A 21,459-nucleotide genomic window follows, 5' to 3' on the forward strand; every position below is an offset into this window, starting at 1 on the left:
TCACCAGACCTTGAGCCGCTCCCCGAGGGTGCGGGCGAGCTCCTTGGAGTAGGTCGCGGTCAGGTGATGGCTGTCGCGGTGGGTGATCTTGTCGCCGACGACCGTGGTGCAGATGCCGACGGAGTCGCAGAACATGTCGTCGAGGTCGACGGTCTCGACCCGGGCGGCCTTGGCCGCCTGCATCTGCAGGTCGGCGCCGTCCTGCTGGCTCTCGAGCGGCTTGTAGGTGCAGGGCGAGAGCGTCTTGTTGCTGCTCAGGCAGGTGGCCGGGTCGAACTCGAGGGCAGGTACGTCGCGCAGCCACACGGTGCGCTTGGCGACCGGCTTCACCTGGGCCAGGAGCCGCTCGTAGCCGCGGTAGACGGCACGGCGTACGACCTCACGGTCGGTGTGCCGGCCCGAGGAGTCGTGGTAGGCGGCGCTGATCGGCCGTGAGGAGATCAGCAGCAGGTCGGGCCGGAGCTTCTTGACCGAGGAGAGCATGAAGTCGTGGAAGTCGTCGCACGAGGTCATCGGGTCGGTGCTGTCGATCTTGTCGGGCGTGACCAGGGAGACGGTGCACTGCGGCATCGCCAGCACATAGGCGCGGTAGCCGGACCGCTCGGCGATCTCCTCCAGAGCCGGCGTCCAGTGGCGGGCGTGGGAGTCGCCGATGATCACGATCGTCTTCTCGGCGTCGGTGTCACCGCGCGGGCACAGCTTGCGGACGTTCGTCGAGTAGTAGTTGCACTCGCCGACCTCCTCCACGTCGTCGGAGAGGTTGGTGAGTCCCGGCTTCAGGTTGGTGGGGATCGCCTGGTTCTTGCGCGCCGCCAGCACAGAGGCCTTCACCAGCGCCGGGAGCGGGTCGGGCTCCTGCGCCTCGGCGGCGGGCGGCGCGGCGCTCGACGAGGGTCGTTCGGGCTGGTTGGACTTCTCCGGCCCCGCGGAGGCATCGGACTCGGCCAGCGTGATGGCCGGCTGGTAGCCGTCGCGGGCCGAGCCGGTGGCGTAGGCGTTGGCCCCGAAACAGGTCACCGCGACCAGGGTGAGGCTCAGCGGGTAGAGCGCCACCGGGCCCAGCGTGGCCGCTCGACCGAACGCCGGACGGTGCCACAGCGTGCCGCGCCGGAACGGCTCCTCGACGTAGCGGTAGCAGAGCCCCGCCAGGCCGAACGCCAGCGCCACGAGGAGCACCTGCTCCCACCAGCGCAGCTCGCGGCCGAGCTGCAGCTCGGCCAGGACCAGCACCGGGAAGTGCCACAGGTAGAGCGAGTAGGACCAGTTGCCGATCACCTGCAGCGGCCGCACCGACAGCAGCCGGCCGACCACCGTCGGGCCGTGCCACAGCGTGCCGGCGACGATGATGAACACGCTGCCGAGGACCGGCACGAGCGCCGGCGTGCCCGGGAACGGGGTCGCGTCGTTGAACTGCAGGCAGGCGCACACGATGAAGAACATCCCGAACGCGGAGAGCACCTGTGCCCGCCAGCGCGCGGTCGCGTCCTGCGGACCGTCGTCACGGAACGCGATCGCCGCGATCGCGCCCAGGCCGAGCTCCCAGGCCCGGGTGAAGGGCGAGAAGTACGCCGCCTCCGGGCTGGTCCGGGTCAGCACCGCCGAGACCAGCAACGAGGCCACGATGCCGACGCCGAGCGCGATGACCAGCACCCGCCGACGCCCGCGCTGGTCGGGCTCGGCGTTCTGGCTGCGCCGCCGCATCGCCCACAGGCACCCCAGGATCACCAGCGGCCAGACCAGGTAGAACTGCTCCTCGACCGCGAGCGACCAGAAGTGCTGCAGCGGCGAGGGCGGCAGGGCTGCCGAGAAGTAGTCGGTCTCCAGCGCCGAGAACCGGAAGTTGGCGGCGAACGCCGCCGACCACAGCGCGTCGACGGCGATCACCCGGGTGCGCACGAAACCAAGGAAGACGGATGCGTAGACGACCGTGGCGAGCAGCACCAGGGTCGCCGCGGGCAGGATCCGGCGCGCCCGGCGCGCGTAGAAGCCGAGCAGGCTCACCCGGCCCTCGGTGCGTACCTGGCGCATGAGTTGCTGGGTGATCAGGAAGCCGGAGATCGCGAAGAAGACGTCGACGCCGACGAATCCGCCGGTCAACGACCCGAATCCGACGTGCAGCGCGACGACCGCGAGCACCGCGATCGCGCGCAGACCCTGGATGTCGAGCCGTTGCCGAGATGAGGTCGCGCTCCCGGTAGTCGAGCTCACGGGCAGCCGCACCTCCCTCAGCCAAGCGCATCCGTCACATTCGTCGCGACGATAACTCCCGCAACCTGCCGATCCTGGTAGACGCGCCTAGGGCCCTAGTCGAGATCGAGGTCATCGCCCGCGGTGACAGGCCCTGGAGTGGCCGGGAGCGGGGGAGGAGTGCCACCGAAGGCGGGGCACAGCGACTTGTGGGCGCACCAGCCGCACAGCTTTCCCGGGCTCGGCAGCCACTCGCCGGTCTCCTGGGCGGTGCGGATGGCCCGCCAGATCGCCTCGGCCTTGCGCTCGGTCGCCAGCAGGTCGGCCTCGTCGGGCACGTAGCGCAGGATGTCACCGGAGCCGAGATAGATCAGCTGCAGCATCGCCGGCACCACGCCCCGGGTGCGCCAGATCACCAGGGCGTAGAACTTCAGCTGGAACAGCGCCTTCGCCTCGTAGGCCTCGCTGGGCACCCTTCCCGATTTGTAGTCCACCACGCGGATCCGGCCGTCGGCGGCGACATCGACACGGTCGATGAACCCCCGCAGCAGCAGCTTGGAGTCGAGCAGTGCCTCGACGTAGTGCTCGCGCTCGGCGGGCTCCAGCCGGCGCGGGTCCTCCAGGTCGAAGTAGCGGCGCAGCACCTCGCGGCAGGACTCCAGCCAGCCCTCCTCGGCGCCGTCGGCACCCGAGGTGAACAGCGTCGCCAGGGCCGGGTCGAGGCTGCGTACGTCCTCCCATGCCTGCTCCACCATCGACCTCGCCTGCCGGGGCGTGCGCTCGGGAGCGGGCAGGTCGAAGAGGTCCTCGAGCACCTTGTGCACCACGGTCCCGCGCACGGCCGCCTCCGAGGGCGGCTCGGGGAGCTGGTCGATGGTGCGGAACCGATAGAGCAGCGGGCACGAGGTGAAGTCGCTCGCGCGGCTCGGCGAGAGCGATCCCAGCACGGTGACGCCGTCGACCGGTGTCGACCGCGCGTCGGCTGGTGAGGTGCTCATGCCACCGACACTATGCGCAAGCACCGACAACCGGGTCGAACCGGCCTGGCAACCGTCTTTACAGTACGCTCGGGATGTGGCAGACCCTGACCCACGCCCCGGCGGCGACAAGCCGGTCGAAGAGGCGGCGCCCACCTCCCGAGTCCCGGGCACGATCAAGGTCGGCTCCATCGCGGGCAGCGACGTCCTGGTGACGCCGTCCTGGTTCCTCATCGCGGCGCTGATCGCCTGGCTGATGGCCCCGCAGATCGATGCCGTGGAGCCCGGTCTGGGCTGGTTGACGTACGTCGCCGGCTTCGCGTTCGCGATCGTCCTCTACGGCGCGGTGCTGCTGCACGAGGCGGCCCACGCGATCGTCGCCAAACGGCTGGGCTACCCCGTCGGCGTGATCATGCTCCACTTCCTCGGCGGCGCGACCGCCGTCGAGAAGGAGGCGAGGCGGCCGCGCGACGAGTTCTGGATCGCAGTGGTGGGACCGCTGGTCTCGCTGGCCGTCGCCGCGGTCGGTTTCGGGGTCTCCTTCCTCACCCCCGACGGCCTGATCGGGCTGATCGTCGCGGGGCTGTGGGTCACCAACCTCTTCGTCGGCGTGCTCAACCTCGTCCCCGGCCTGCCGCTCGACGGCGGCCGGGTGCTCAAGGCCGGCGTGTGGGGCGTGACCGGCAACATCAACCGCGGCAGCATCGTCGCCGGCTGGGCCGGTCGGGTGCTGGCGATCATCGTGCTGCTGGGGCCCTTCATCCAGGGTCAGATCATCGGCATCCAGCCCGATCTCACCCGCTACGTCCTCGCCGTCATCATCGGCGTTTTCCTCTGGAGCGGTGCCTCCGCGGCGATCAACTCCGCGAAGGTACGCCTCCGCCTCCCGCTCCTCGTCGCCCGCGACCTCGCCCGCCGCACCCTGGCCGTGCCCGCCGACCTCCCCCTGGCGGAGGCCGTACGCCGCGCCCAGGAGGCCGAGGCCGGCAGCATCGTCACCGTGACCAGCGGCGGCGAGCCGATCGGCCTCGTCCACGAGGGCGCGCTGCTGGCCACTCCGGAGGACCGCCGCCCGTGGATGGCCACCTCGACGGTCACCCGCCGGCTCGAGGACGGCCTCACCCTGCCTGCCGACATCGACGGCGAGGCTCTGATCCAGGCGATCTCGAAGACCCCGGCGCCCGAATACCTCCTGGTCGAGCCCGACGGCTCGATCTACGGCGTCCTGGTCACCTCCGACGTCGACGCCGCCTTCCGTGCGGGAGCCTGAGTCAGGCGGAGTCGCGGTTTGCCTGGTTGACCGGGGGAACGGGTAGCCTCAGCGGGTGTCAAGCGCTGATATCCCAGACATTCCGGCCGAGGCCCGAGCGGGCGTGCACCGCGGGCCGCTCCGCGAGGGCGAGTGGGTGCGGCTGACCGACACCAAGGGTCGCCGCCACAACTTCGAGCTCGTCGCGGGCAAGCGCTTCTTCTCCAACAAGGGCCACATCGACCACGACGAGCTGATCGGCCGCGAGGAGGGCTTCACAGTCACCGCCTCCACCGGCGGTGAATACCTGGTCTTCCGCCCGCTCCTGTCGGAGTTCGTCGTCTCCATGCCCCGCGGCGCCGCCGTCGTCTACCCCAAGGACGCCGCCCAGATCGTCGCCATGGCCGACATCTTCCCCGGCGCCTCCGTGGTGGAGGCCGGGGTCGGCTCCGGCGCCCTGACCTGCTCGCTGCTGCGCGCGGTCGGCCCGTTCGGGAAGGTCACCTCCTTCGAGCGCCGCGAGGAGTTCGCCGAGGTCGCCCGCAAGAACGTCGACCAGTTCTTCGGCACCCCGGCAGGGGAGTCCCACCCCAACTGGTCGCTCAACCTCGGCGACCTCCAGGAGGAGCTCCCGCGCCAGCAGATCCGCTGCGACCGGCTGATCCTCGACATGCTCGCTCCCTGGGAGTGCGTCGACGCGGCCGCCGAGTCGCTCTACCCCGGTGGCATGGTCTGCGCCTACGTCGCGACCACCACCCAGCTGTCCCGCTTCGTCGAGACGGTCCGTGCCCACGGCGGGTTCACCGAGCCGCAGGCGTGGGAGTCGCTGGTGCGCGACTGGCACGTCGAGGGGCTTGCGGTCCGTCCGGGTCACAAGATGATCGGCCACACCGCCTTCCTCGTCACGGCCAGGAAGCTGGCACCGGGCCAGCGTGCGCCCCGCAAGACGCGGCGACCTGCGCCCGGGGCGTACGGGTCCGACTACACGGGTCCGCGGCCGGCTGACATGCCGGCTCCCGAGCCCGTCGCGGACGTCGTTCCGGGCGTTACGCCGGAGGACGGCGCCGAGGTGGACTGAGTCCGCTCGGAGGTCGTCCGTGTTTCCGACGTGCCACGGGTCGACACGAACTCGGCCGAAGTCCACCGAATAGTGTCCAACACCTGTAAATCCTTCTCCTCTCCTACCCCTCTGCCTTGTAGGGTCGAGGGAGTAGAGGAGGTGTGCTGATGTCGACATCCGATGGATTCCATTCCGAGGGGCGCAGCCCCGAGGAGCTCGAGAGTCATGTCCGTTTCCTCGAAGCTGAGGTGACCGACCTGCGGCACAGACTGACCGAGATGCCCGGATCTTCGCGTGGCCTGGAGGCGCGGCTCGCAGACGCGCAGCGCTCCCTGGCCGCCTTGACGTCGCAGAACGAGCGACTCACCGTGACGCTTCGGGATGCCCGAGACCAGATCATCAAGCTCAAGGAGGAGGTCGACCGGCTGGCACAGCCGCCAGCGGGCTTCGGCACCTTCATCGAGCGCAACGAGGACGACTCGATCGATGTCTTCACCGGCGGGCGCAAGCTCCGGGTGACCGCATCGCCCAACGTCGATCTCGACGAGCTGCGCTATGGCCAGGAGGTCATGCTCAACGAGGCGCTCAACGTCGTCGCCGCGATGGAGTTCGAGAAGGTCGGCGAGGTGGTGATGTTCAAGGAGCTGCTCGCCGACGGTGAGCGCGCCCTGGTCATCGCCAACGCCGACGAGGAACGGGTCGTACGCCTCGCGGAGCCGTTGCTGAGCGACACCATCCGTGCTGGCGACTCGCTGCTGCTCGAGCCTCGCAGCGGATATGTGTACGAGAAGGTGCCCAAGTCCGAGGTCGAGGAGCTCGTCCTGGAGGAGGTGCCCGACATCTCCTACGAGTCGATCGGTGGCCTCGCCGGCCAGATCGAGCAGATCCAGGACGCGGTCGAGCTGCCCTACCTCTACCCGGAGCTCTTCATCGAGCACCAGCTCAAGCCGCCCAAGGGCGTGCTGCTCTACGGTCCTCCGGGTTGTGGCAAGACCCTGATCGCGAAGGCCGTCGCCAACTCCCTGGCGAAGAAGGTCGCCGCGAAGACGGGGGCGGACGGCAAGTCCTACTTCCTCAACATCAAGGGCCCCGAGCTCCTCAACAAGTACGTTGGTGAGACCGAGCGCCACATCCGCCTGGTCTTCCAGCGTGCTCGTGAGAAGGCCGCGGCCGGCACCCCGGTGATCGTCTTCTTCGACGAGATGGACTCGCTGTTCCGTACGCGCGGCACCGGCGTCTCCTCCGACGTGGAGAACACCATCGTCCCGCAGCTGCTCTCCGAGATCGACGGTGTCGAGGCGCTGGAGAACGTGCTGGTCATCGGTGCCTCCAACCGTGAGGACATGATCGACCCGGCGATCCTGCGTCCGGGCCGTCTGGACGTGAAGATCAAGATCGAGCGTCCCGACGCCGAGGGTGCTCGGGACATCTTCTCGAAGTACCTGGTCCCCGAGCTGCCGCTGCACCCGACCGACGTGGGCGAGTTCAACGGCGACAAGCAGGCGACGGTCGACGAGCTCATCCGCACCACCGTGGAGCGGATGTACACCGAGTCCGAGGAGAACCGCTTCCTGGAGGTCACCTACGCCAACGGTGACAAGGAGATCCTCTACTTCAAGGACTTCAACTCCGGCGCGATGATCCAGAACATCGTCGACCGGGCCAAGAAGATGGCCATCAAGTCCTTCCTGGACTCCGGTGAGGACGCCGCCCAGAAGGGCCTGCGGGTGCAGCACCTGCTCCAGGCCTGCGTGGACGAGTTCAAGGAGAACGAGGACCTCCCCAACACCACCAACCCCGACGACTGGGCCCGCATCTCCGGCAAGAAGGGCGAGCGCATCGTCTTCATCCGCACGCTCATCACCGGCAAGCAGGGCACCGAGCCCGGCCGTTCGATCGAGCAGGTCTCCAACACGGGTCAGTACCTGTAGCAGAGCCTGTACGCAGGGCCCGCTCCCGTCCGGGAGCGGGCCCTGCGCCGTGTGGATGTGCTTTCAGCGTGCCTGGACCGAGACCAGCGCCGCGTTGCCGCGCGAGTCGACCTTCACCACCGCGACGGCGTCGCCGCCGTTGACCTCGGCCTCGATCTGCCGGGCCCGGTCCTGCGGGAGGAAGAGGCTCTCGATGCCGCAGCTGAGCCGCCAGCCGTCGTCGTGGCACTTCAGGAACGGCCCCTCGGCAGGGGGATCGGTCGAGACGCTGGTCGCCTCCCAGACCGGCCCACGTCGCGTCAGCGAGACGTACGCGTCTCCGGTCTCCTTGGTCGTACGCCTGCTGATGTCGGTGTAGGAGAGGTCGACGTAGGCGCCCCGGAACGGGTCGATCGGATCGACCGGCTCGACGCGGAGCCGGATCTCCTCGCCGGTGATGCGGGCCGAGAGCTGGCCGGCGACGGCGATGCCGACGAGGCCGAGGTTGAGGACGCAGACGAGCGCCACCCGGGTGCGTGTGTTCATGAGAGGGCCTCACCGAGGTTGGCGGCCACGCCCCGGCGGGCGCGGTCGAAGACGAAGCCGGTGGCGAGCAGGAGCACGCCCAGCATGAGGAACAGGGTGGCGCCGGACATGATCGGCGCGAAGACGGCGAAGCTCTGCATGGTCGTGAAGACGACCAGGGCGCCGGTGGCGAGCACGACCAGCAGCGTCTGGTCGCGCACGGAGCCGTCGACGGCGACCGCACCGGCGGCGACGACGTACACCGCGATGCTGACGAAGGCGGACAGCCACGCCTCGCCGGACACGGAGCCGACGTCGTCCACCCGCGGGTCCCAGGCGACCAACGCGAGCCCGATCGGCACGATGAGCGCCGAGGCCAGCACCTCCCACCGCGACAGCCCGTCCGTGAGACCCACCGCCGCCGCGACGAGGAGCGCTGCGATCACCAACGCCACGAGAAGCGTCGGGCTCCATGCCAGGTCGTGGTCGCCGATCTGCGGGACGGCGGCGACGAAGAGACCACCCAGAACGAGTACGCCGCCCGCCAGCCGCCACACCTGGGCGAAGTTCTCCCGGCCCCGATCGTGCAGCGCGGCCATGGCAGTGGCGACCACGCCCGCGACCAGCACCGCGAGGACGCCGGCGAACGTGCTCTCGCTGCTCGCCACCACCTGCCAGTCGAACCAGACCATCGTGGTCACGATGCCGACGACCAGCGGCGCCAGGCCGGTGCTCGCGTAGGCGTAGCCGAGCGCCCCGAGTCCCCAGAGCCCGACCAGGGAGGGCTCGTACGCGGGCACCTGGAGGCTCTGCGCGGCCTGGAAGACGACGCCGCCGAAGCTCATCGCCGCGATGCCGCGGAACGCGCCGCGCAGGGGCCGGGGGAGAGGGAGGGTCTCCGCGGCGGCGGTGAACGCGAGCCAGATGACGACGATCCCGAGGAACCGCACCAGCGGGGAGAGTGCGTCGAGGTTGGTCGCCACGAGCCACACCAGCCCCACTCCCAGGAACGTGCCACCGAGATAGGAGATGACTCGCGTCAACGAGGCGGCGTGGGAGGCGACGTACTGCCCCTTGATCGTCTCCGCGGTGTCCGCGGTGAGGATGCCGTCGCTCACCCAGCGGGCGGTCTCGTTGTTCAGCCAGTCGAGCCGCCTCGGCGCGACTGGTCGTACTTCTGTGTCCATAGGACCATTGCAGCGGCTCGCGGGGGCGCGGCGCGTGAGCCTACGTACTCAACTCATGGCGCTTGCGTCCTCGACGCCTGACGCCATTTCGGCTGCGCGGGCCGGGTCGCGGCGTTAACCTTCGGGTAGTCGCGGGAATTGCTCGCGCGGAGTGGATGGGGAGCGTATGGCAGCGTTGATGCTGATCCTGCTCGGAGCAGCGGCACTTGTCGTCGTGGTCGCCGTCGTCGCCCTGGTCTGGGTGCTCTCCGGCCGTGCCAAGCCGGGTGGCGTGATCAACCCGAACAACGACCCCGGCGTCCAGGGCGCACGTGGTCAGAGCGAGCGAACCAACCTCCAGAACAACTTCGGGAACCCGGGCTCCGGCATCTGATCCTCTAAGGTTGAACGACGTGGCAGACGACATGGGGCGCAAGGACATCGAGGCCGGGTTGGAGACCCGCCATGAGCTGGGGGACGCGTTCGACGCCGAGCTGGTCGCCGGCTTCGCCGACCGCATCGAGAAGACCGTCCAGGAGCGGGTCGGTGCCACCGCCGCCGCCCGCACCCTCGCCGAGCGCAACGAGTCGCGCACCTCGGTCTTCCAGTTCGTCCTCGGCGCCGGCTCGGCCGTCGCGGGCATCCCGATCAGCATCACCCTCGGCGTCACCGACAACCTCGGCGCCCTGGTGATCTCCTGGGTCGGCCTCGTCGGCGTCAACGTCGCTCACGCGCTGCGTACGCGCAAGCGCTGAGGTGGGCCGGCGGTTACTTCGTCAAGGTATGCAGACGAAGTAACACATCCCGTGCGGACCTCCACTGGGGATGTGTGCCTTGACCTGCATACCCTTCGACAGGCTCAGGACACCGCCTTGACGAAGGAACACGACGTACGCCGGGCCATCTGCCATCCACACACCGATTCGGTCGCGAGTTATCCACAGGGCGGGGGATCGGGGTTTCTTTGCCCCGGCCGCAGCCTGAGGGTTGCGTACATGGACGCACTTGAGTACTACATCGAGCGAGACGGCTTCTTCACCACCCAGATGGCATTGGAGGTGGGGTACGCGAAACGGGACATCACTCGCATGACGCGCTCGGGCGAGTGGCACCGCATCCGTCGCGGTGCGTACGCGGCGGGAGCCACCTGGCTCGAGCTCGACGAGGTCGCGCGACATCGGGTCAGGTCTCGGGCGGTGATGCGGTCGCTGGGCGACGCCGTGGCGTTGAGCCATACGTCCGCCGTTGTCGCCCATGGCATCGACATCTGGAACCTGCCGCTGGACCGGGTGCACGTGACTCGTCTCGATGGCGGAGCCGGCCGGATCGAAGGTGACGTCGTCCACCACGAGGGCTTCAGCCTGGACCACGAAGTGGTGGCGGCCGACGGGATGAAGGCGGTTCTCCCTGAGCGATGCGTGCTCGAAGCGGCATCTCGCGTCGACATGGAGACCGCCTGGTGCCTGCTGGACGCCGGCCTGCGGAGCGGGAGGTTCGATCGAGACCGCCTGAAGGCGGCGTACGAGATCGTCGAGCACTGGCCGTTCATGCACCGCGTGGGAGGTCTGGTTCCGTTCGCCGATGGACGGTCGGGATCGATCGGAGAATCTCGTGGCAAGCACCTGTTCCGCTCGTTCGGCCTACCGCAGCCCGAGCTCCAGTACGAGGTGCGCCGAGCTGACGGCTCCATCGCGGGAGTGACCGACTGGGCCTGGCCCGAGTTCGGACTGCTGGGCGAGTTCGACGGACGGGTCAAGTACGGCCGCCTGCTCAAGCCGGGCCAGGATCCCGGCGATGTCGTCTTCGAGGAGAAGAGGCGTGAGGACGAGCTGCGCGAGCTCACCGGCTTCTGGATGATCCGTCTGATCTGGAGCGATTTCGCCAACCCCGCTGTCACTGCGGCACGCATACGCCGTGCGCTCCGACGGGCAAGCTGAGCCGACGGCAGGACCGTTCGGCCCGAGCGTTGTCGTGTTCCTTCGTCAAGGTATGCAGACGAAGTAACACATCCCGTGCGGACCTCCGCTAGGGATGTGTGCCTTGGCCTGCATACCTTGACGAAGGAACCGCCTGCCCGACCGAGAGCTGCCAGGCGACGTCGGAGGGCTCGACGGCGACGATCTCGACGACCGGCCGCGGAGACCGTCACAGGCCTGCTCCCGGATCGGGTCGAGCTGAGCGACGCCACAGGTGCGGTCCACGATGTGGGGCACCACACGCGCCTCTCAGAGTCCCATGGCGGCTCACTCCTCCATCTCGCCGGTCCACTGGACGCCGAGGATCATCGCGTCCTCGCCCTCGACGAGCGGGGTGAAGCCGACACGACGGTAGAACCCGATGGCACGGGTGTTGGCGGTGCTGACGCCGAGGTGCGCGCCGCGTACGCCCGCGACGTGGAACGCGCCGAGCATCATCCCGATCAGCTCCTTGCCGACCCCCTGCCCCTGGGCGCGGGGGAGCAGGTTGATGTGCAGGTGGGCCGGGAAGTCGTTGAGCAGCTCGCTGGGCGTCCGGGGCGGGCGATGGATGTGGGAGCGCATGCGAGCGTTCCAGTCGTCGCGGTCGTGGTCGGGCCCCGGGTCGGGGTTGACCACGCGCAGCGCGGGCCACCAGTCCTCCTCGCACTCCTTCTCGAAGGCGCGGGTGAACGGCGTGCCGACGACATAGCCGACGACGCCCTCGGCGTCGACCGCGACGAACCCGAGCCCGAGACGCAGCACGATGTAGGGAGCGGCGTAGATGTTTCCCGGCAGCCGCGGGTCGTCGTAGAACTCGCTGGCGTCCTCGCCCGATGCCCCGGTCAGCAGACAGATCGAGAAGAGATCGTCGAGGTCGTCGGCGGTGGCGCGCCGGATCTCAGGAGTGCCCATGGACCAACCTCACCATGACCGCTGCCACACTCCCTTCACCAGGTCTCCTCCCGGTGCCGCCCAGCCGAACAACCGGGGGCAACCTCAGCGTGGCGTATGGATGCTCACGTGCAGTCGTGCACGTGGCCGGTAGCCTTGCAGGCATGAGCGAGCGTCAGCGAGCGACAGTCGGCCTCATGCCGCCACGTCCGTATTTTTGCGCTTGCGCTACGGAGGTGGCGGGATGAGCGTACGACGGGTGATGGGCACGGAGGTCGAATACGGAATTTCCGTGGCCGGACAGCCCCAGGCCAACCCGATGGTGGCCTCGAGCCAGGTCGTCAATGCGTACGCATCCTCGACCCTGAGGGCGAGGAGAGCGCGCTGGGACTTCGAGGAGGAGTCGCCGCTGCGCGACGCGCGCGGCTTCGACATGTCGCGGCAGGTGGCCGATCCGAGCCAGCTGACCGACGAGGATCTCGGGCTCGCCAACGTCATCCTCACCAACGGCGCCCGGCTCTACGTCGACCACGCCCACCCGGAGTTCTCATGCCCCGAGGTGACCAACCCGCTCGACGCCGTGCGCTGGGACAAGGCCGGTGAGCAGGTGATGCTCGACGCCTCCCGCGCGGCGGCGCGGCTGCCGGGCAACCCGCAGATCCATCTCTACAAGAACAACACCGACAACAAGGGCGTCTCCTACGGCGCGCACGAGAACTACCTCATGCGCCGGAGCACCGCGTTCGCCGACATCGTCAAGCACCTGACCCCGTTCTTCGTCTCTCGGCAGGTCTTCGCCGGCGCCGGGCGGGTCGGCATCGGCCAGGAGCGTCCCAAGCACGGCTTCCAGATCTCCCAGCGCGCCGACTTCTTCGAGGTCGAGGTCGGCCTGGAGACCACGCTCAAGCGGCCGATCATCAACACCCGCGACGAGCCCCACGCCGACCCGGAGAAATACCGCCGCCTCCACGTGATCCTCGGCGACGCCAACCTGGCCGAGGTCTCGACCTACCTCAAGGTCGGCAGTACGTCGCTGGTGCTCGCCATGATCGAGGACGGCTACATCACCCGCGATCTCAGCGTCGACGGTCCGGTCTCCTCGCTGCGCGCGGTCTCCCACGACCCGACGCTGAAGACGCTGATCACGCTCAAGGACGGTCGCAAGCTGACCGGTGTCCAGCTTCAGATGGAGTATCTGGACCTGGCCAAGAAGTTCGTCGAGGAGCGCTACGGCTCTGATGCGGACTACCAGACCAAGGACGTCCTGGAGCGCTGGGAGTCGGTGCTCGACCGGCTCGAGCGTGACCCGATGGAGTGCGCGAACGAGCTCGACTGGGTCGCGAAGTACAAGCTCCTGCTCGGCTACCGCGACCGCGACGGCCTGGAGTGGGACGACCCCAAGCTCCACCTGATCGACCTGCAGTACGCCGACATCCGCCCCGAGAAGGGTCTCTACCACCGCCTGGTCCGCGCCGGGCGGATCGAGCGGCTGCTGACCGACGACCTGGTGGAGAAGGCGATGCACGAGCCGCCGACCGACACCCGGGCCTACTTCCGTGGGCGCTGCCTGGAGAAATACTCCGAGAACGTCGCCGCGGCCAGCTGGGACTCGGTCATCTTCGACCTCCCTGGGCGCGAGTCGCTGCAGCGGGTGCCGACGATCGACCCGCTGCGCGGGACGAAGAAGCATGTCGGTGGTCTGCTCGACGCATCCGACACCGCGCAGGATCTTTTCGAGCGTCTGACCGGCGGTAGCTGAGCCCGTTTGCGGGGCTCGTCATGCCACAGAGCGGCCCAACGTACGACTTCGTCTTCCTCCCTCAGCGAAATCGTGCAATCTTGCCTCAGGTTTGTCGGTCCTAGTGGATAGGTTGGAGCCATGGCACAGGAGCAGAAGCAGCCGAAGAAGTCCTCCGAGACCGAGGAGGCCGTCGAGACCGCGCCCGAGTCCGACGTCAACGAGCGCAAGGAAGCGCTGGACTCCGACGTCGACGACATCCTGGACGAGATCGACGACGTCCTGGAGACCAACGCCGAGGACTTCGTGAAGTCCTTCATCCAGAAGGGCGGGCAGTAACAGATGTCGGAGTCCCGCATCCCGGCGGCCTACATGACGCCGGGCACCTCGTCCTTTGCCGATTTCCTGACCGCGCAGTCCCCAGAGCTGCTCCCGGGCCGCCACCCGGTCCCGGGCAACCTGGGCGACATCGCCCCGCACGGCACCACGATCGTGGCGGCCACCTTCCCCGGTGGCGTGATCATCGCCGGTGACCGGCGGGCGACCCAGGGCAACCTGATCGCCGAGCGCGACATGCGCAAGGTCTTCCCGGCCGACGAATACTCCGCGGTCGGCATCGCCGGCTCCGCGGGGCTCGCGGTCGAGCTGGTCAAGCTCTTCCAGACCGAGCTGGAGCACTACGAGAAGATCGAGGGCACCACGCTCTCCATCGAGGGCAAGGCCAGCCGGCTCTCCGCGCTCGTCCGCGGCAACCTCGCGATGGCCATGCAGGGCCTGGTCGTCGTGCCGCTCTTCGTCGGGTTCGACCCCGACGCGGGGGTGGGGAAGATCTATGGGTACGACCCGACCGGCGGCCGCTACGAGCAGACCGGATACGCCGGCGTCGGCTCGGGCTCGCTGTTCGCCAAGGGCGCCCTGAAGAAGCTCTACCGGGCCGATCTCGACGAGGGCACCCTGGTCGCCGTCCTGGTCCAGGCGCTCTACGACGCGGCCGACGACGACTCGGCCACCGGTGGACCCGACCTGTCCCGCAAGCTGTTCCCGCTGGTCCACGTGATCACCGCCGACGGCGGGCACACCCTGCCCGACGCCGAGGTCGCCGCGGTCGCGGAGGCTGTCATCGCCGGGAGGCTCCAGCGGCCCGACGGTCCCTTCGCCGAGCTGGAGGCCTGATCGATGAGCACCCCTTTCTACGTCTCACCAGAGCAGCTGATGCGCGACCGTGCGGACTTCGCGCGCAAGGGCATCGCCCGGGGCCGGGCCCTGGTCTCGCTGCAGTACGCTGACGGCATCGTGTTCGCCTCCGAGAACCCCTCGGCGGCGCTGCACAAGGTCAGCGAGATCTACGACCGGATCGCCTTCGCCGCGGTCGGGCGCTACAACGAGTTCGAGAACCTCCGCATCGCCGGGGTGCGGCTCGCCGACATGCGCGGCTACGCCTACGACCGGCGCGACGTCACCGGCCGCGGCCTGGCCAACGCCTACGCCCAGACCCTCGGCACCATCTTCTCCTCAGGCGGGGAGAAGCCCTACGAGGTCGAGCTGTTCGTCGGCGAGATCGGTGACAGCGCGGAGGACGACCAGCTCTACCGGCTGACCTACGACGGTCAGGTCGTCGACGAGCACGGTTTCGCCGCCATCGGCGGTGCGGCCGAGGCGGTCGGTGGCTACCTCAAGGAGCGCTACTCCGAGGGCGCCACGCTCGAGGACGCGATCAAGCTGGCCGTCGCCGCGCTCGGCCACACCGACACCGACGACCGCGAGATCGCCGCCAAGGACCTCGAGGTCGCGGTCCTCGACCGCACCCGCACCCAGCCGCGCAAGTTCCGCAGGATCCGGCCGGCGACGCTGGTCGAGATCCTCGGCTCGGTCACCGCCAAGCCGGCGGAGGTCGAGGCCGCCAAGCCGGCGGCCGCCGAGAAGCCGGTCGACGAGGCCCCCCTGGCCCCGCCGGCCGACGACGACGGCGAGCCGCCGATCGCCCCGCCGCTCGACTGAGCTCGCGGACGTGGGAGTGCCGGGGTCACCAGCTGACCTCAGCACTCCCACGTTCCATCTCCGACCTCAGCCGATCCGGTCGCAGAGCGAGACGACGATGCCCTCCGGGCCGCGGACGTACGCCATCCGCACGATGTTCTCGTGCACGCCGACTCCTCCGACGAGCCCGTAGCCGTCCTCGGCCAGGCGCTCCAGCTCCGCGTCCAGGTCGTCGACCTCGAAGCAGACGTTGCGAAGGCCCAGCTCGTTGGCCATCGCCGTGGGTGAGCCGGGGGTGTGGTCGGGCCGGACGAACCGAGCCAGCTCGAGCGCCGTGCCGCCGCCCGGCGGGCGCAGCATCACCACCTCGCAGCGAGCACCGGGGATCCCGCAGACGGTGTCGATGAACTCGCCCTCCACGAACGTGCGGCCCTCGACCTCCAGGCCGAGGCCGACGAAGAACGTGGTGGCGGTGTCGATGTCGGCGACGGTGACGCCGATGTGGTCGAAGCGCAGCTGGTGTGTCATGACTCTCATCCTCGTGTAGGTCGGGTGTCTCTGCCTGGGAACGGAGCCGGCACGCGCTTCTCTACACGGGCTCTGCATGGTCATGACCGGTTGGCTAGGGTCGCTGAACGTGGACGTGGACAGGTCGCCGTGGCGGCGGGGAAGGCTGCTCGCGCTCACCGCCGCGCTGATCGCGGTGGTGATCGGGCTCCACGACCTGGTGCCGAACCGGTGGGGCAACCTGGGTTCGCTGGTCGCCACGTCGCTGCCGTGGCTCGGCCTGGCCGTCCCGCTGCTGTTCCTGGGCGCGGTCGTGCGGCGCTCCGCCCTCGCGGCGCTGCTCGCGCTGGCCCCGACCATCGCCTGGGCGGGCGTGTTCGGCCCGCAGCTGATGCCCGCCGGGTCCGCGGCGTACGACCTCACGGTGGTGCAGCACAACGTCGCTGACGACAACCCGGACGTCGGCCGAACCGTCGAGCTCCTGCTCGCCGCGGAGCCCGACATCGTCGCGCTCGAGGAGCTCACCTCCGAGCGTCTTCCGCAGTACGAAGCGGCCCTGGGGCCGACGTTCGAGCATCACGCGACCCAGGGCACCGTCGGGCTGTGGTCGCGCTACCCGATCACCGAGCACACCCGTGTCGACATCCGCCCCACCGGGATCCACGCGTCCTGGGACCGCTGCCTGCGCACCGTCGTCCGCACACCGGACGGCGACATGGCGGTCTACGTGGCACACCTGCCCTCGGTCCGGCTGGGGCCCCGTGGGCTCGCGGCGAGCAGCCGGAACCGGAGCGCGGAGCTGCTCGGCGAGGCGATCGCCGCGGATCCGGCGCCGAGGGTGCTGCTGGCCGGCGACCTCAACGGCAACCTGCTCGACCCGGGCCTGGAGCCGGTCACCGAGCAGGTCTCGCGCAAGGAGCACGGGTTCCGGCTCTCCTTCCCCTCGGCGTTCCCGGTCGTGCAGCTCGACCATGTCCTCGCGCGTGGTGCGGACGTGACGGATCTGAAGGTCCTGCCGCGGTCCGGCAGCGACCACCGCCCGGTGGCCGCCCACGTGTCGCTGCGCGGCGGTCAGTGACCGCCGAGCCGACCGGTCAGCCGCTCGTGCCGGTCGGCGCTGGACCGGTTCAGGCCGACGATGCGTACGGACTTGTTCTTGGTCTCGTACTTGTGGGTGATCGCGTCGAGTGCCGCGACCGTCGAGGCGTCCCAGATGTGTGAGGCGGAGAGGTCGATGACGATCTCGTCGGGGTCCACGGCGTACTCGAACTGGGTGTAGAGGTCGTTGCTGGAGGCGAAGAAGAGCTCGCCGGTGACCCGGTAGACCGCGGTCGTGCGACCGTCGGGGCCGTCGACGAGCTCGCGGTGCGTTGCGGTCAGATGGGCGACGCGGCGGGCGAAGAGGGTCATCGCGACCAGGACCCCGGCGATGACACCGATCGCGAGGTTGTGGGTCGCGACGGTGACCACGACGGTCGTGAGCATCACCGTCGTCTCCGAGCGTGGCATCCGCCGCAGGGTCGCCGGGCGGATCGAGTGCCAGTCGAAGGCGCTGACCGAGACCATGATCATCACCGCGACCAGGGCGGCCATCGGGATCAGCGCGACGATGTGGCCGAACCCGACGACCAGCACGAGCAGGAAGACGCCGGCGAGGAAGGTGGACAGGCGCGTACGGGCGCCGGAGACCTTCACGTTGATCATCGTCTGACCGACCACCGCGCATCCGCCCATGCCGCCGAAGAGGCCGGTGATCAGGTTCGCGAGGCCCTGAGCACGAGCCTCGCGGGTCTTGTCGGAGCGGGTGTCGGTGATGTCGTCGACGAGCTTGGCGGTCATCAGCGACTCGAGCAGGCCGACCAGCGCCATGCCGAGGGCGTGGGGAGCGATGATCCGCAGCGTGTCGAGAGTGAGCGGTACGTCGGGCAGGAACCAGCTGGGCAGGCTGTCGGGCAGCGTGCCCTGGTCGCCGACGTTCGGTACGTCGACCCCGCTGACGACGGTGAAGGCGGTGAGTGCGACGACCGCCACCAGCGGGGCGGGGACGACCTTGTTGATCCGTGGGAAGCCGACGATGACGGCGATGCCGACGGCGATCATCGGATAGACCGGCCAGGGCACGTCGATCATGTGGACGAACTGTGCGTCGAGGACGAGGATCGCGAGCGCGTTGACGAAACCGACCATCACCGAGCGGGGGAGGAAGCGCATCAGCCGGGCCACCCCGGCCAGCGAGAGCGCGATCTGGATCAGCCCGCCCAGCAGCACGGTCGCGATCAGGTAGTCGTAACCGTGGTCCCGCATCACCGGGGCGATCACGAGCGCGACCGCGCCGGTGGCGGCCGAGATCATCGCCGTCCTCCCGCCGAGGAACGAGATGGCCACCGCCATGGTGAACGAGGTGAAGAGCCCGACCCGTGGGTCGACCCCGGTGATGATCGAGAACGAGATCGCCTCTGGGATCAGCGCGAGCGCGACGACGAGACCCGCCAGCACCTCCGTACGCAGCAGCCTCGGTGAGCGCAGGGCGGCGAGGACGCCCGGCTCGGTGGCCGAGGAGGACGAGGGCGGGGGCGATGGCACGGGCCGCAATCCTATGGCCGGGCCGCCACGGCCCCGGCTTCGTGAGCGATGTGAGATTCGCCCCGTCCGGCGCCCGGTGCGGGCCGGCGTGCGGGCCGGCGTGCCGGTGGGCGGCGCGGCTCGTCGTGTCGTACGTCCGAACGCCTCCGGAGTGACCGCCGACCGTCTAGGGTTTCAGTATGGACAGGCGCATCTTCGGCATCGAGAACGAGTACGGCGTGACCTGCACGTTCCGCGGCCAGCGGCGGCTGAGCCCGGACGAGGTGGCCCGCTACCTCTTCCGGAAGGTGGTGAGCTGGGGCCGCAGCTCGAACGTGTTCCTCCGCAACGGCGCGAGGCTCTACCTCGACGTCGGCTCCCACCCCGAGTACGCCACGCCCGAGTGTGACGACGTGATCTCGACCGTCACGCACGACAAGGCCGGCGAGCGGATCCTGGAGGGCCTGCTCCTCGACGCCGAGCAGCGGCTGCACGACGAGGGCATCGCCGGCGACATCTACCTGTTCAAGAACAACACCGACTCGGCCGGCAACTCCTACGGTTGCCACGAGAACTACATGGTCAGCCGCGCCGGTGAGTTCAGCAAGCTCGCCGACGTGCTCATCCCGTTCCTGGTCACCCGCCAGTTGATCGTCGGCGCGGGCAAGGTCACCCACACCCCGCGAGGCGCGGGGTTCGCGGTCTCCCAGCGTGCCGAGCACATCTGGGAGGGCGTCTCGTCGGCGACGACCAGGTCGCGGCCGATCATCAACACCCGCGACGAGCCGCACGCGGACGCCGAGAAGTACCGGCGGCTCCACGTCATCGTCGGCGACTCGAACATGTCCGAGACCACCACGATGCTCAAGATCGCGAGCTGCCACCTGGTGCTGCGGATGATCGAGGAGGGCGTCGTCCTGCGGGACATGACGATGGAGAACCCGATCCGGGCCATTCGCGAGATCGCCCACGACCTCACCGGCCGCCGCAAGGTGCGGCTGGCCAACGGCCGCGAGGCCAGCGCGCTGGACATCCAGAACGAATACCTGACCAAGGCGCGCGAGTTCGTCGACCGCCGCGAGATCACCGACCCGACCATGATGGCGGCGCTCGACCTGTGGGAGCGCGGCCTGAAGGCGATCGACTCCGACGACCTCGACCTGGTCGACCGCGAGATCGACTGGGTGATCAAGTGGAAGCTGATCGAGCGCTACCGCGCCAAGCACGGCCTTCCGCTGGGCCACGCGCGCGTCGCGCAGCTCGACCTCGCCTACCACGACATCCACCGAAACCGCGGCCTCTACTACCTGCTGGAGAAGAAGGGCGCGGTCAAGCGAGCGACCACCGACCTGAAGATCTTCGAGGCCAAGTCGGTGCCCCCGCAGACCACGCGTGCCCGGCTGCGCGGTGAGTTCATCAAGAAGGCGCAGGAGCGCCGCCGCGACTTCACCGTCGACTGGGTCCACCTCAAGCTCAACGACCAGGCCCAGCGCACCGTGCTCTGCAAGGACCCGCTGCGCGCCTACGACGAGCGGGTCCAGAGGCTCATCGACGGGATGTAAATCGCCAGTCGACAGCGAGCGAAGCGAACTGTCGGCGTTGGCGATTTAGATCGAGCAGCCCCGCTTCCGGGGAGCGGAGCGACCCGGAAGCGACGGGCGTGTCGAGATGTCCAAGGGCTGAGCCGGGGTGGCTTCGCTGCGGGGCAACCACCGTGCGGATATGGTGTGCTCCGCTGTCGTCTATTTCCTTGACCACGAAGGTTTGCACTGTGCCCACTGCTCCTCGGCTTCGTCTGCGTCACGCGCTGAGCGCGCTGGCCGTCACCCTGCTCATCCCGGCTCTGGTCGCCTGTGGCGGCGAGAAGAAGACGGGTTACGGCGACGAGACCGTCTCCGGCTTCGACGGTGTCACGGTCTCGACCGCGGTCGACAAGGCGCCCACGCTGAAGTGGAAGTCCGCGATCTCCTACCCGAAGGACCCCAAGGTCAAGACGCTGACCGAGGGCGACGGCGAGGAGATCCCGAAGGACCGCGGCGTGTTCGCGAAGATCTACATCGGCAACGCGACCACCCTGGACAAGAAGTGGTCCTACGAGAGCCAGGCCCCCGAGGGTGAGGAGCTCCCGGCGGCCAAGCCGTGGAGCACCATCCTGAAGGGCGCGAAGGTCGGTGACCGGATCGAGGCGATCGTCGGCTCGGCCGACCTGCTCGGCGAGGGCGGCAACCCGCAGATGGGCATCGGCAACCACGACACGCTGCTGGTCGTAGTCGACGTGGTCAAGGCCGCCGCCGACAAGACGCCGCACGACGTCGACGCCAGCGAGCTCCCGAAGCTCGTCGAGAAGAACGGCAAGCCGACCGGCTTCGACTTCACCGGCATCGCCAAGCCGAAGGCCGACGACGTGCTCAAGCGCGTCATCCTCACCGAGGGCGACGGCGAGGAGATCACCACCGACCAGACGGTCACCGCCAACTACCTCGGTATGACCTACGGCGCCAAGAAGCCCTTCGACGAGAGCTTCAGCAAGAAGGCTGTTCCGTTCGCCCTCAACCAGGTGGTCGCGGGTTGGACCAACGGCCTGGAGGGCGTCAAGGTCGGCAGTCGTGTTCTGCTGCAGATCCCGCCGGAGCTGGGCTACGGTGCAGAGGAGAAGCCGGGCCAGGGCGGCACGCCGGGGATCCCGGCCAACAGCACGCTCTACTTCGTCATCGACGTCGTCAAGGCCGAAGCCACCCCGGCGCCGCAGTAG

General features: G+C 68.9%; 20 protein-coding genes. 13 read left to right on the forward strand and 7 right to left on the reverse strand.

Translation table 11 applies throughout. From position 1 onward, the window contains the following. Both ACIA03_RS17050 and ACIA03_RS17055 read right to left on the reverse strand, forming a co-directional pair. Positions 1–2,208, reverse strand: a complete 2,208-nt coding sequence (locus ACIA03_RS17050; RefSeq protein ID WP_396984519.1) for an acyltransferase family protein — start codon at positions 2,206–2,208, stop codon at positions 1–3. Between the two features lie 95 nt (positions 2,209–2,303). Then, positions 2,304–3,185: a RecB family exonuclease gene (locus tag ACIA03_RS17055; protein ID WP_396984521.1), complete on the reverse strand. Its 882-nt coding sequence runs from the start codon at positions 3,183–3,185 to the stop codon at positions 2,304–2,306. A 76-nt stretch (positions 3,186–3,261) separates the two neighbouring features. Here ACIA03_RS17055 and ACIA03_RS17060 point away from each other — a divergent pair, with 76 nt between their 5' ends. From ACIA03_RS17060 to arc, 3 genes are all read left to right on the forward strand, one after another. Then, positions 3,262–4,434, forward strand: coding sequence for a site-2 protease family protein (locus tag ACIA03_RS17060; RefSeq protein ID WP_396984524.1), 1,173 nt, complete (start codon positions 3,262–3,264; stop codon positions 4,432–4,434). Positions 4,435–4,489: 55 nt separating this feature from the next. Beyond that, positions 4,490–5,491, forward strand: coding sequence for a tRNA (adenine-N1)-methyltransferase (locus ACIA03_RS17065; RefSeq protein WP_396984526.1), 1,002 nt, complete (start codon positions 4,490–4,492; stop codon positions 5,489–5,491). A 149-nt stretch (positions 5,492–5,640) separates the two neighbouring features. Further along, complete coding sequence (gene arc / locus ACIA03_RS17070; RefSeq protein WP_396984528.1) at positions 5,641–7,404, forward strand: proteasome ATPase; 1,764 nt, start codon at positions 5,641–5,643, stop codon at positions 7,402–7,404. 63 nt (positions 7,405–7,467) lie between these two features. Here the strand turns inward: arc and ACIA03_RS17075 are convergent, their stop codons facing one another. Then, positions 7,468–7,929 carry a GDYXXLXY domain-containing protein gene (locus tag ACIA03_RS17075; RefSeq protein WP_396984530.1) on the reverse strand — a complete coding sequence of 154 codons (462 nt, stop codon included), beginning with the start codon at positions 7,927–7,929 and terminating at the stop codon, positions 7,468–7,470. Then, the gene (locus tag ACIA03_RS17080; RefSeq protein ID WP_396984532.1) at positions 7,926–9,095 is read right to left on the reverse strand and encodes a DUF2157 domain-containing protein; all 1,170 of its coding nucleotides are present in this window, start codon (positions 9,093–9,095) and stop codon (positions 7,926–7,928) included. The genes ACIA03_RS17075 and ACIA03_RS17080 overlap by 4 nt, the downstream gene beginning before the upstream one ends. Positions 9,096–9,261: 166 nt before the next feature. On the opposite strand from ACIA03_RS17080, the gene ACIA03_RS17085 reads away from it, so the two are divergent. From ACIA03_RS17085 to ACIA03_RS17095, 3 genes are all read left to right on the forward strand, one after another. Next, complete coding sequence (locus ACIA03_RS17085) at positions 9,262–9,468, forward strand: hypothetical protein (RefSeq protein ID WP_396984534.1); 207 nt, start codon at positions 9,262–9,264, stop codon at positions 9,466–9,468. A gap of 19 nt (positions 9,469–9,487) precedes the next feature. Beyond that, positions 9,488–9,829, forward strand: a complete 342-nt coding sequence (locus ACIA03_RS17090) for a hypothetical protein (RefSeq protein ID WP_328530410.1) — start codon at positions 9,488–9,490, stop codon at positions 9,827–9,829. A gap of 240 nt (positions 9,830–10,069) precedes the next feature. Continuing rightward, positions 10,070–11,011, forward strand: a complete 942-nt coding sequence (locus ACIA03_RS17095) for a type IV toxin-antitoxin system AbiEi family antitoxin domain-containing protein (RefSeq protein ID WP_396984536.1) — start codon at positions 10,070–10,072, stop codon at positions 11,009–11,011. A gap of 306 nt (positions 11,012–11,317) precedes the next feature. Here the strand turns inward: ACIA03_RS17095 and ACIA03_RS17100 are convergent, their stop codons facing one another. After that, the gene (locus ACIA03_RS17100; RefSeq protein ID WP_396984538.1) at positions 11,318–11,944 is read right to left on the reverse strand and encodes a GNAT family N-acetyltransferase; all 627 of its coding nucleotides are present in this window, start codon (positions 11,942–11,944) and stop codon (positions 11,318–11,320) included. A 223-nt stretch (positions 11,945–12,167) separates the two neighbouring features. On the opposite strand from ACIA03_RS17100, the gene dop reads away from it, so the two are divergent. From dop to prcA, 4 genes are all read left to right on the forward strand, one after another. Further along, positions 12,168–13,682, forward strand: a complete 1,515-nt coding sequence (gene dop, locus ACIA03_RS17105; RefSeq protein WP_396984540.1) for a depupylase/deamidase Dop — start codon at positions 12,168–12,170, stop codon at positions 13,680–13,682. A gap of 120 nt (positions 13,683–13,802) precedes the next feature. Continuing rightward, positions 13,803–14,000: a ubiquitin-like protein Pup gene (locus ACIA03_RS17110; RefSeq protein ID WP_396984542.1), complete on the forward strand. Its 198-nt coding sequence runs from the start codon at positions 13,803–13,805 to the stop codon at positions 13,998–14,000. Positions 14,001–14,003: 3 nt separating this feature from the next. After that, complete coding sequence (prcB, locus tag ACIA03_RS17115; RefSeq protein ID WP_396984544.1) at positions 14,004–14,834, forward strand: proteasome subunit beta; 831 nt, start codon at positions 14,004–14,006, stop codon at positions 14,832–14,834. Between the two features lie 3 nt (positions 14,835–14,837). Beyond that, positions 14,838–15,659 (forward strand): proteasome subunit alpha, encoded by an 822-nt coding sequence (gene prcA, locus ACIA03_RS17120; RefSeq protein WP_396984546.1) that lies wholly within the window; start codon positions 14,838–14,840, stop codon positions 15,657–15,659. A gap of 66 nt (positions 15,660–15,725) precedes the next feature. Here prcA and ACIA03_RS17125 read toward each other — a convergent pair whose 3' ends face one another. Continuing rightward, a complete protein-coding gene (locus ACIA03_RS17125) occupies positions 15,726–16,166 on the reverse strand; it encodes a VOC family protein (protein ID WP_396984548.1) in 441 nt (146 codons plus the stop codon). 109 nt (positions 16,167–16,275) lie between these two features. Between ACIA03_RS17125 and ACIA03_RS17130 the strand changes: the two genes are divergently transcribed. Further along, positions 16,276–17,223 (forward strand): endonuclease/exonuclease/phosphatase family protein, encoded by a 948-nt coding sequence (locus tag ACIA03_RS17130; RefSeq protein WP_396984550.1) that lies wholly within the window; start codon positions 16,276–16,278, stop codon positions 17,221–17,223. Here the strand turns inward: ACIA03_RS17130 and ACIA03_RS17135 are convergent. After that, positions 17,217–18,671 carry a SulP family inorganic anion transporter gene (locus ACIA03_RS17135; RefSeq protein WP_396984918.1) on the reverse strand — a complete coding sequence of 485 codons (1,455 nt, stop codon included), beginning with the start codon at positions 18,669–18,671 and terminating at the stop codon, positions 17,217–17,219. The genes ACIA03_RS17130 and ACIA03_RS17135 overlap by 7 nt on opposite strands. A 236-nt stretch (positions 18,672–18,907) precedes the next feature. Here ACIA03_RS17135 and pafA point away from each other — a divergent pair, with 236 nt between their 5' ends. Continuing rightward, positions 18,908–20,269: a Pup--protein ligase gene (gene pafA, locus ACIA03_RS17140; protein WP_396984552.1), complete on the forward strand. Its 1,362-nt coding sequence runs from the start codon at positions 18,908–18,910 to the stop codon at positions 20,267–20,269. Between the two features lie 209 nt (positions 20,270–20,478). After that, entirely contained in the window at positions 20,479–21,459 is a 981-nt protein-coding gene (locus tag ACIA03_RS17145; RefSeq protein WP_396984554.1) for an FKBP-type peptidyl-prolyl cis-trans isomerase, read from the forward strand.

Origin of the sequence: Nocardioides sp. NPDC051685 (assembly GCF_044453405.1) — a bacterium.
In the GTDB taxonomy this organism is placed as follows: Bacteria; Actinomycetota; Actinomycetes; order Propionibacteriales; family Nocardioidaceae; genus Nocardioides.